The sequence below is a fragment of the Streptomyces sp. NPDC034049 genome (genome assembly GCF_055575575.1).
The window spans coordinates 42,814-51,915 of sequence record NZ_JBVISJ010000027.1 but is presented as its reverse complement, the minus strand read 5'-3'; the positions used below and the strand labels follow the sequence as shown (position 1 = coordinate 51,915).

The following is a 9,102-nucleotide window of genomic DNA, read 5'->3' as shown; positions in this document are numbered from 1 at the left end:
CAAGAGCCCGATCGACTACGAACACGACCACCGAGCCAGCCTCACCGAGGAACTGGCTGCATAGGAAGGTCTCCACGTTCGGAGGGGATTGACACTACGTCAGGCCTGGCGGCCTGCCTATTCATCTTGAACCCGTGCTGTTCAGGCAGCACCTCACACGGGTTCGCCGGAACATGTGCGCTTTCGTGAACGCTTCGTTGGAGGCGATGGCGATACTGTTCTTCTCCTCCCTCTCGGTCAGAACCTGGAAGAGCATCTCGGCGCCGCGGCGGTCGAGTTCGAGGTAGCCGAGCTCGTCGATTTCGAGTAGGTCGACGCGTCCGTAGCGGGCGATGGTCTTGCCGAGCTGCTTGTCGTCGGCGGCCTCGACCAGCTCGTTCACAGGCTGGCTGCGGTGGTGTAGCGGACGCGGTAGCCGGCCATGGCGGCCCTGGTGCCCAGGCCGATGAGCAGGTGGGACTTGCCTGTTCCTGAGTCCCCGATCAGACACAGCGGGTAGCCCTTGGTGATCCAGTCGCAGGTGGCGAGGTTGTGGATGACGGCCGGATCCACGTTGGGGTTGGCGTAGTCGAAGTCGCGCAGGGACTTCTCGCGCGGGAAGTGGGCGGCCCGGATGCGGCGTTCGGCCCGGCGTCGGTCACGGTCCTCACACTCAGCCATCAGCAGCTCGGCAAGGAAGCCCGCGTAGGACAGCCCCTCGCGTTCGGCGCGGGCGATGGTGTCGGCGGCCTGCGAGCGCATGGTGGGCAACCGGAGCATGCGGCAGGCGGTGTCGATCGCGGCGTCGGACGCCTGGGCGGTGAGGGCGTGATGAGCGGCAGTCATGACGAGTCCTTCCGGTGCAGATGGAGCAGTTCGTCCCACTGCTCCAGGCGGGGCAGGGGGCGGGCGTCTTCGGGCAGAGGGCTGGACAGGCGGTGCGCAGTGAGGTGGCTGACCTGCGGCAACTGCGGATCGGCAGGCTTTGGCCGGTCGGGGGCTGCCGGGGCGGCGGTCACGGTGGGAGCCCGGCCGTCGGCCTGCGCGGCCTTGCGGGCTTCCAGAGCGACCACGTCCTCGCTGCACGTGCCCAGCGCGATGGCGGCGCGAAGGCCCGCGATCACATCGGCGTGCTGGAGCAGGATCCTGACCATGGCTTTCGTCCCGTCAAGTTCGCCGAGCTGCTGCTTGGCCAGTGCCCAGAACGCCTCGTGCTCGGCGGTGAAGGTGCCCTCGGCGCGGGCCTGGTGCAGTGCCTCGGAGCGGTCCAGTGCCCCGGGCTTGCGTAGCAGCACCTCCAGGTAGTGGTCCAGGACCAGGTGCTCCAGGCCCCGGCCGGCGCGCCGGATGTGGCGGGCGATCACCCGCCGGTTGTCGAAGACGACCAGCGTGTCGCCGGTCAGGTGTACGGTGACCTTGCGGTCGATGAAGCGGACCGGGACGGAGTAGGAGCACATCTTCACGGTGATCCGGCTGTAGCGGTCGACCCGCGGCTGAAAGGTCATCGCCGTCTCGAACGGATCCGGCGGCAGCGGCAGCAGGTGGGGGACCTCGCGGGCGAAGTCCTGGCCGATGGTACGGATCCGGGAGCCGATCCGGCGCTCCAGCTCCCGCTCCTCGAACCCGGCGATCTGCGCGTTGAGGTCCTCCAGCGTGTCCACTCGTGGGACCGGGGTGAGGTAGTTGCGGCGGAAGTAGCCCACCTGCCCCTCCACTCCCCCCTTCTCATGGGCGCCGCGAAGTCCCGGCTCGCAGTAGAACGCGGTGAATCCGTAGAACTCGCGCAGCGCACTCCACTTCGGGTTCTCCTCCCGCAGCCGGCTGCGGAACATCACCTTGCTGACCGCCGGGGTGAGGTTGTCGTAGCGGACCTGCCCGGTCGGCACTCCGCCCAGCACTGACAGGGCGTGCACGTGGCCCTCGAAGAATGCCTGCTGCCCGCATGAGCGCGAGATGCGGTGCACCGCCCGGCCCGAGTAGGCCATCCGAAAGGCGAACAGGTAGCACTTCACCCGCTGCCCGGCCAGGTCGACCCACACCTCCCCGAAGTCCACCTCCGCATCCGCGCCTGGCGCGTTGTGCCGGATCACGTAGCCCTCGGCCGCGGCCCCGCCCTCCTCGGCGATCGCCCGGCGGCGGGCGGCAACGAAGTCACGCACCGTCGTGTAGGGCAGCGTGACGCCGAATTCCTCCTCCAGCCGCGTACCGATCCGCTTCGCGGTGTACCGCTGCTTGCGCGGGGCTTCAAGATCGGCGCGGAGCCACTGGTCGACCGTCTTCTTGTACGGCTCCATCCGCGGCGAGGTCCGCACCGGCCGCTTCCGCGGCTTCGGCACCGGCGAGGCTAGCGCTTCTCGTACCAGACGCCGGTGCACCCCGTACTTCTTCGACAACGCCCGAATCGACAGCCCCAGCTGCCAGCTGCCAGCTGTCGCGGCGGATCCGGTCAAACAACTCTTGCTTCGACAGGGACATCCACAGCACCCACCCTCGGTGGACCACAACCACCGTTCCACCGCAAGACCCGAGGTGGGGCCACTTCGCCTCGCCACTACCCCTCAGTGCCCCCGAACGCCCCTCCAACTGGGGCCAGTTGGAGTCGCCTTGGTGGGGCCGTTGAACGCCGCCCTAGCCACTGGATGCCCGTCGGGGGTCGTTGTTGCGGGTGGAGTGTGCCGTCGCCCGGGCGAAGCCCGCGAGTGGCAGAGGGTCAAGGCATGCCTCGGCGCCGCCCGCCACCACGACATCGGCGCGGCCGAGTCGGATGAGATCCATGCCCAGGGCGATGGCCTCGGCTCCGGAGGCACAGGCGCTGACCGGGGTGTGGGCACCGCCCCGTGCTCCCAGCTCCAGACTCACGGCGGCCGCCGGGCCATTGGCCATGAGCATGGTCGCGGCGCGGGGAGAGACGTGCCGGGCGCCGGAACGTTCCAGGACATCGTCCTGGCCCAGCAGGGTCAACACGCCGCCGGTGCCGGTGCCGGTGCCGGTGCCCATCGCCACCGCCAGGTGGCATGGATCCACCTCGGGCCGGCCGGCGTCCGACCACGCCTCACCAGCGGCGATCAGGGCGACCTGTTGGCAGCGGTCCAGGCGGCGGGCCTCCACGCGTGCGAGCACGGCTGTCGGCTCACCCGCAACCGGCCGGCGATGCGCACCGGAAGCCCATCGGCCCACTCCTCCTCGATCGGCGAGATCCCCGACTCGCCGGCCAGCAGGGCGGACCAGGTGCCGGCCAGGTCGCCGCCGAGGGGGGTCGTGCAGCCGAGCCCGGTCACGGCGATGTTCATCGGCGGTTCTCTTTGCAGGGTCTGGTGGGCGAGATGTCGGGTGGACGCTGGGCCGGGGCGCTCTTGGTGGGGCGGATCGTGTCGTCAGCGCGGGGGTGTGCGCTCGATGCCGAACGGCGGACGGGGTGTGGGGGAGGTGTCCCAGCAGTCGGCTGCGGACCGAGGAAGCGACCAACCTGGGGTCGAAGAGGCCGACGGGTGAACCCATGAGGTGGTAGACACGGTCGAGCCTTCGCTGAGCCCGGGTGTTGCCGTGGGCGGCGAGGCGGTCGATCTCGCCCGACCAGTGGCCGAACAGCGTGGCGGTCAGGCCCGCGCGTCGGCCGGGCTCCAGGTGGCCCAGATCCTCACCCGTCGCGATCGCCCAGGGCAGGTCGGCGGCGCGGGCGAAGCCGCGGAGCAGCCGGCGCTCCCAGCCGGGCCCGGTACCGCGCGCGAGCACCTTGCGCAGCAGCAGCGCCTGCACAGCGGCCACCGTGATGCCCTGGCCGTACACCGGGTTGAGCGTGCACATGCTGTCACCGGTCACCAGCAGCCCCCGGCGGGCCAGTGGGGGAGCCGCTCGTAGCGGCGGCGCACGGTGCCGGTCCGCCGGTGCACCGCAACCTCGGTCACGGGGCGGGCGCGAGCGGCGAAGTCGGCCAGTGCGGGTCACGCAGCCCCCGAAGGAACTCGTCGAACCGCTCCGGGTCCCGGGGCGGCCGGTGTTCACCGGCCCCGACGGCGGCCACCAGCCAGCGGTCGCCCTCCACAGGCAACGCCACGCCTCCGGTGGGGACCAGGCGGGTCGGCAGGACGACGATGCCCGCAACGCTTCCCAGGGCATCGGCAGGTACCTCAAGGGGTTCGACCTGCTGAAACAGTTCCCCGCGCTGCGGGGGGAGGGGGACTTGGGAGAGATGGACTTCCTTCCCCGTGGCTCCGTCACCTCGCGCAATGCCTGGATCGGGCCCGCCCGCGCCCGCACCGGTCTGCACTACGACCTGTTGGACAACTGTGCCGTCCAGATATCCGGGACGAAGCGCTTCCTCCTCGCGCGCCCGGGGGACCGTCGAACGCGCGGGTGCGCTGTCCACCAAGTACGACTCCTGGGCACGCCTGTCGCGTGTGGGCCGGAACTGGCCGCGGGCGGGGGAGGGACTGCGGCCGACGACTTCTTCGCGGTGGACCTGGAACCGGGGGCCGTGCTGTATGTCCCGGCGCACTGGTGGCACGAGGTCGTGAACCTGAGCGCGGGCATCCTCCTGAGCGGCTTCTTCGGCTCCGGGGCCCACGTCGCGCGGTTGTGGACCCGGGTCGGTCTGCGCGACACCCTGCATCGTGCCGGGCTGCGCGACACGGCGGACCGCACATGTCATCCGGCCGCCCGGTGACCGCTGGTACGGCCGTCGGTTCCCGTGACTCGGTACTCGTCCGCCGCGAGGCAGCCCGTGTCAGCCGGTCGACGCCAATCGTCTCGTGCCACAGATCTGTGGAGGTGGCGGAGAGACGGATTGCTGCTGCACAGGTCACGCCTTGGTCATCTGTAGCCGAATTGACCGGATAGTTGATCATTTGGTGTCTGATCTTCATGCTTTCCCTGTCAAGAAAGCCCCGCGCTGCGATCTCGGGGCCCATCGCGGCAGGAGCGAGTTCAGCCATGGTGCGTTTTCGTCCGTCTCTGATGCGACTGCCTCGTTGTACGCCCGCGCGCACACTCCCCGGCCGGGTGGTGCTGGCCGGCAGCGAGTCCCCGCACGGGCTGCTGCCCAAGGTGGCGCAGACGCTCCCGAGGCTGGCGGGAGACGTGTCACGCTACCCCGACATGAGCGCCACCGCGCTGCTGCAGGCCATAGCCGAGCACCATGGTGTCGCGCCGGAGCGGATCGTGGTGGGCGCCGGGTCATCCGAGGTCTGTGGGCAGTTGCTGCACTCGGTCGTGGGCCCCGGTGACGAGGTCGTCTTCGGCTGGCGTTCCTTCGAGGCGTACCCGATCCTCACCGAGATCGCGGGCGGCACGGCGGTGCGCGTCCCGCTGCGTGAGCATGTGCTGGACCTCGATGCCATGGCGGAGGCGATCACCGACCGGACCCGGCTGGTCTTCGTCTGCAACCCCGACAACCCCACCTCCACCGCGGTCGGCGAGCGCGCGCTGCGTGACTTCACGGATCGTGTTCCGGAGGAGGTGCTGATCGTCGTCGACGAGGCCTACCGGGAGTACGCCGATCCGGCACTGGTCCCCGACGCGCTCGAACTGCTGGGAGACCGCCCGAACGTGGTGGTGCTGCGCACCTTCTCCAAGGCCTACGGCCTGGCGGGGCTGCGCGTCGGCTATTGCGTGGCGCCGCCGGAGATCGCGGCTCACGTACGCAAGGCGCAAGTGCCGTTCAGCGTCAGCGCTCTCGCCCAGCAGACGGCCGTGATCGCCCTGGGCGAGCACGCGGAGGTCGCCCGCCGGGCCGCCCTCACGGTCGCCGAACGGGAGCGCGTGACCCTGCGGCTGCGCGGGCTCGGACTCGACGTACCGGACTCCCAGACCAACTTCGTCTGGCTGCCCCTCGGGGCCGGCAGCGGGCATTTCGCCATGCACTGCCTCGACGGAGGAGTCGTCGTCCGCCCGTTGCCCGGCGAAGGCGTCCGCGTGACGATCGGCCTGCCGGAGGAGAACGAGGTCCTGCTCACGCTCGTGGCGAGTTGGACAGGCTGAAGCCGTGCGCCCCGGTGCCGCGAGCGGCACCGGGGCCTGTTCCCCCTTCGTCCTGGTGCGCTTCGACACCGCGGCCGGCTGACGGCGGCGTGGGAGCGACTCGACGCGGAGCCGTGCGGACGACGGAGTACAGGACCGTGGCACAGGCCTGAACGTAGAATCTGCCGCTTTCCGTCGGGCTGGGAAGATTCGGCGAGGATGCCGGTGGATCGTGCTGAGAAAGAGGAACGGACGTTGGTGTCAGAGTGGGACGAGACGGCAACACGGCTGATCGGCAGGGGCGAGGAACTCGCGCGGCTCGATGCGGTGATCGGCGGCCTCGGTCGCGATGGTGCGCCGTCCGTGATCGACATCGCCGCGGACGCCGGCATGGGCAAGAGCCGCCTGCTGAGCGAACTCTGCGCCCGGGCACGGCGGCGAGGGCTGACCGTGCTGTGCGGAAGGGCCACCGAGTACGAGCGGCACACTCCGTTCCAGCCGTTCACGGATGCCTTCGCCGATGCCGATCCCGCCTTTCTCGACTCCGACGCCGTGCCGGACGCGGCGGCACCGGCGCTGTACGGGGTGCGCGATGCGGCAGCGCGTCTTCAGGGGCGTGACCGCTTCGGCCTCTACCGTGCCGTCGCGGACGTGCTGACCGGGCTCGCGGAACACAAGGGTCTGCTCGTCGCGCTGGACGATCTGCACTGGGCGGACCCCGCGTCCCTGGAACTGCTGGACCAGCTGATCCGGCATCCGGTGCGCGGACGGGTGGCCCTCGTCCTCGCCCGCAGGGAACGGCAGACGCCGCACCCGCTCGCCGCCGCCCTGACCCGTGGCGTCGACAGCGGGGCCGTGGAGCGCATCGTGCTGGGCCCGCTGCCCGAACAGGAGTCGATCGAGGCGCTCGCTCCCGACCTGCCGCGGCACGACGCACGGCGCATCTACGCGGCAGGCGAGGGCAACCCGCTCTACCTCCTGTGCCTGCTGCACGCCCATCGGCACGGCGCGTCCCCGCCCGCCGGCATCGTCCCGGACCACGGCATCACCGTCGCCGGGGTGCCCGGCGGACTGGCATCGCTGCTCCTGGACGAACTGACCCCGCTGACGGAGGCGCAACGCCGGACCGTCGAAGCGGTGGCGGTCCTCGGGCACCATGCCACCCCTGTCATGCTTCGGCTGGCCACAGGGCACCGTACGGCGGAGCAACTCGACGACGACATCAGCGCGCTGACGCGGCGTGACCTGCTGCGCCAGGGGTCCGACAGCCGCTGGCGCCTGCGCCACCCCTTGCTGCGCGCCCTGGTCTACGAGAACGCATCCGCGTCCGACCGTGCCGGGATCCATCGCGGCGCGGCGACGGAACTGGCCGCGATCGGTGCTCCGGCCACTGAACGGGCTCACCATGTCGAGCGCTCGCTGACGGGGTGGGATCCACTGTCCGCGGCCGTACTGACCGAGGCGGCCGCCCAGTTCGCCTCCACGGCACCCGCGACGGCCGCCCATCTGCTGGAGGTCGTCCTGCGGCTCATGCCGGACACACCCGCCTACGCCCGCCGGCGCGGCGAGATCACCCTGGCCCGCGCCCGGGCTCTCGCGACCGGCGGCAGCCTCCGCGAGAGCCGGGAGCTGCTCCACGCCTTGATCAGCGGCTGCGGACCCGACGAGGCGGCGCTGCGCGGCGACGCGACCGCGCTGTGCGCCATGATGGAACGCCACCTCGGACATTCTCCCGAGGCGACCGCCCTGCTCCGGCGGGAACTGACCCGCGGCCCCGAACCCCGCCAGGCAGTCTCCCTCGGACTCGCCCTCGGCATGGCCGCCCTGAACACCGTCTCCTACCCCGCTGTCCGCGACGACATCGACCGGACCCTCGCCGTGGCCCGCTCCCACAACGACCTCATGGGAGAGCTGGGTGCGCTGGCGCTCGCTTCGCTGGGCGAGGCCTACGAAGGACAGACGGCCACGGCCGGTCGGCTCGCCGATACCGCCGCCGCTCTCGCGGACGGACTGACCGACCCCGACCTCACCGAACTGTCCGAGGCACTGGTCTGGCTGGCCTGGGCAGAAGCCCTCCTCGAACGCTACGCCGACACCGAACGCCACGCCGACCGCGGACTGGACATCGCCCGTCGAAGCGGTCAGGTCTACGTCCTGCCGCATCTGCTGAGCGCCAGGGCCTTCGTGCACCTCACCACCTGCCGACTGCCCTCCGCGCTGGCGGCGGCCGAGGAAGCGGAAGCCGTCGCCCGAGCCATCGGCAGCAGCGATCTGCTCGCCTTCACGCTGAGCTTCAAAGCGCTGATCCTCCTTGTGCACCGCCCCCTCGGCGACACCCTGGCCCTGACGACCGCCGAGGAGGCCGTCGCCACCGCCGGCACCAGCCGCCACTGGTGGGCCTCGCTGGCCGGATGCGTGCTCGGCCACACGGCCCTGGTGAGCGGCGACCCGCACCGGGCCCAGGACGCCATCCTGCGGGCCGGCGGCCCCGAACTCCTCGGCCTCCAGCCCTCCATACGCCCCGGCCAGCTGGACACCCTCGCCGCCACCGCCCTCGCCCTCGGCGACACCTCACAGGCCGAGCGCTGGGCCGCACGAGCCGCCGAGGAAGCCGACCTCATCGGGCTGCACGGCCAGCGCGGGGCCGCGCTGCGCGCCCAGGCCGCGCTCGCCCAGCACCAGGGCGACCCCCGCACGGCCGCCCGCCTCTTCGAGTGCGCCGCCCGGGCCTACGCACCGTCGGGCGCCACGCTCTGGGAGGCCTACTCCAGTCTGCTGGCCTCCACCCAGGCCCAGGCCGCGGGCGACGCTCCGCGCGCCATCGCGCTGTGGGAACGCGGCCGCCGCCTGGCCGACATCGGCGGCGCCCGCCTGCTGACCGACCTGGCAGCACTCACACGCCCACGGGACGAGGCGCCCCCCGCCCCGCCCGCCCCCACCGATCTCGACCAACTCACCGCACGGGAGCGGCAGGTCGCCGAACTCGTCGCCGAAGGACTCGGCAACCAGGCCATCGCGACCAAGCTGTATCTCAGCCGCCGAACCGTCGAGACCCACCTCTCGGCCATCTACCGCAAGACCTCCCTGCCGTCCCGCTCCGCCCTGGCCGGCCTGATGACCCGCGCCGCCCTCGACCGACGCAGATGAGGCAGCAGGCGAGCTGCCACT

At 71.2% G+C, this 9,102-nt stretch carries 4 protein-coding genes and 2 pseudogenes; 3 read left to right on the top strand and 3 right to left on the bottom strand.

Translation table 11 applies throughout. The features are described from left to right. Positions 1-187: 187 nt before the first annotated feature. The 3 genes and pseudogenes from ACZ52C_RS40635 to ACZ52C_RS40625 all read right to left on the bottom strand — a co-directional run. Positions 188-825, bottom strand: a pseudogene (locus tag ACZ52C_RS40635) (ATP-binding protein); the annotation flags it as partial. Continuing rightward, on the bottom strand, positions 822-2,429 hold the full coding sequence (gene istA, locus ACZ52C_RS40630; RefSeq protein WP_469079562.1) for an IS21 family transposase: 1,608 nt from the start codon (positions 2,427-2,429) through the stop codon (positions 822-824). The pseudogene ACZ52C_RS40635 and the gene istA, both read right to left, overlap by 4 nt. Before the next feature lie 187 nt (positions 2,430-2,616). Beyond that, positions 2,617-3,269, bottom strand: a pseudogene (locus tag ACZ52C_RS40625) (beta-ketoacyl synthase N-terminal-like domain-containing protein); the annotation flags it as partial. A 644-nt stretch (positions 3,270-3,913) separates the two neighbouring features. Here ACZ52C_RS40625 and ACZ52C_RS40620 point away from each other — a divergent pair. The 3 genes from ACZ52C_RS40620 to ACZ52C_RS40610 all read left to right on the top strand — a co-directional run bounded on the left by ACZ52C_RS40620 (position 3,914) and on the right by ACZ52C_RS40610 (position 9,081). After that, on the top strand, positions 3,914-4,642 hold the full coding sequence (locus tag ACZ52C_RS40620; protein WP_469079561.1) for a cupin-like domain-containing protein: 729 nt from the start codon (positions 3,914-3,916) through the stop codon (positions 4,640-4,642). A gap of 266 nt (positions 4,643-4,908) precedes the next feature. Further along, positions 4,909-5,955 (top strand): histidinol-phosphate transaminase, encoded by a 1,047-nt coding sequence (locus ACZ52C_RS40615; protein ID WP_469079560.1) that lies wholly within the window; start codon positions 4,909-4,911, stop codon positions 5,953-5,955. A gap of 237 nt (positions 5,956-6,192) precedes the next feature. After that, positions 6,193-9,081, top strand: coding sequence for a helix-turn-helix transcriptional regulator (locus ACZ52C_RS40610; protein WP_469079559.1), 2,889 nt, complete (start codon positions 6,193-6,195; stop codon positions 9,079-9,081). Positions 9,082-9,102 lie beyond the last annotated feature (21 nt).

What these genes read in the sequence shown, in the direction of transcription:
- ACZ52C_RS40615 (WP_469079560.1), top strand. Translation starts at nt 4,909, where the DNA reads ATGGTGCGTTTTCGTCCGTCTCTGATGCGACTGCCTCGTTGTACGCCC.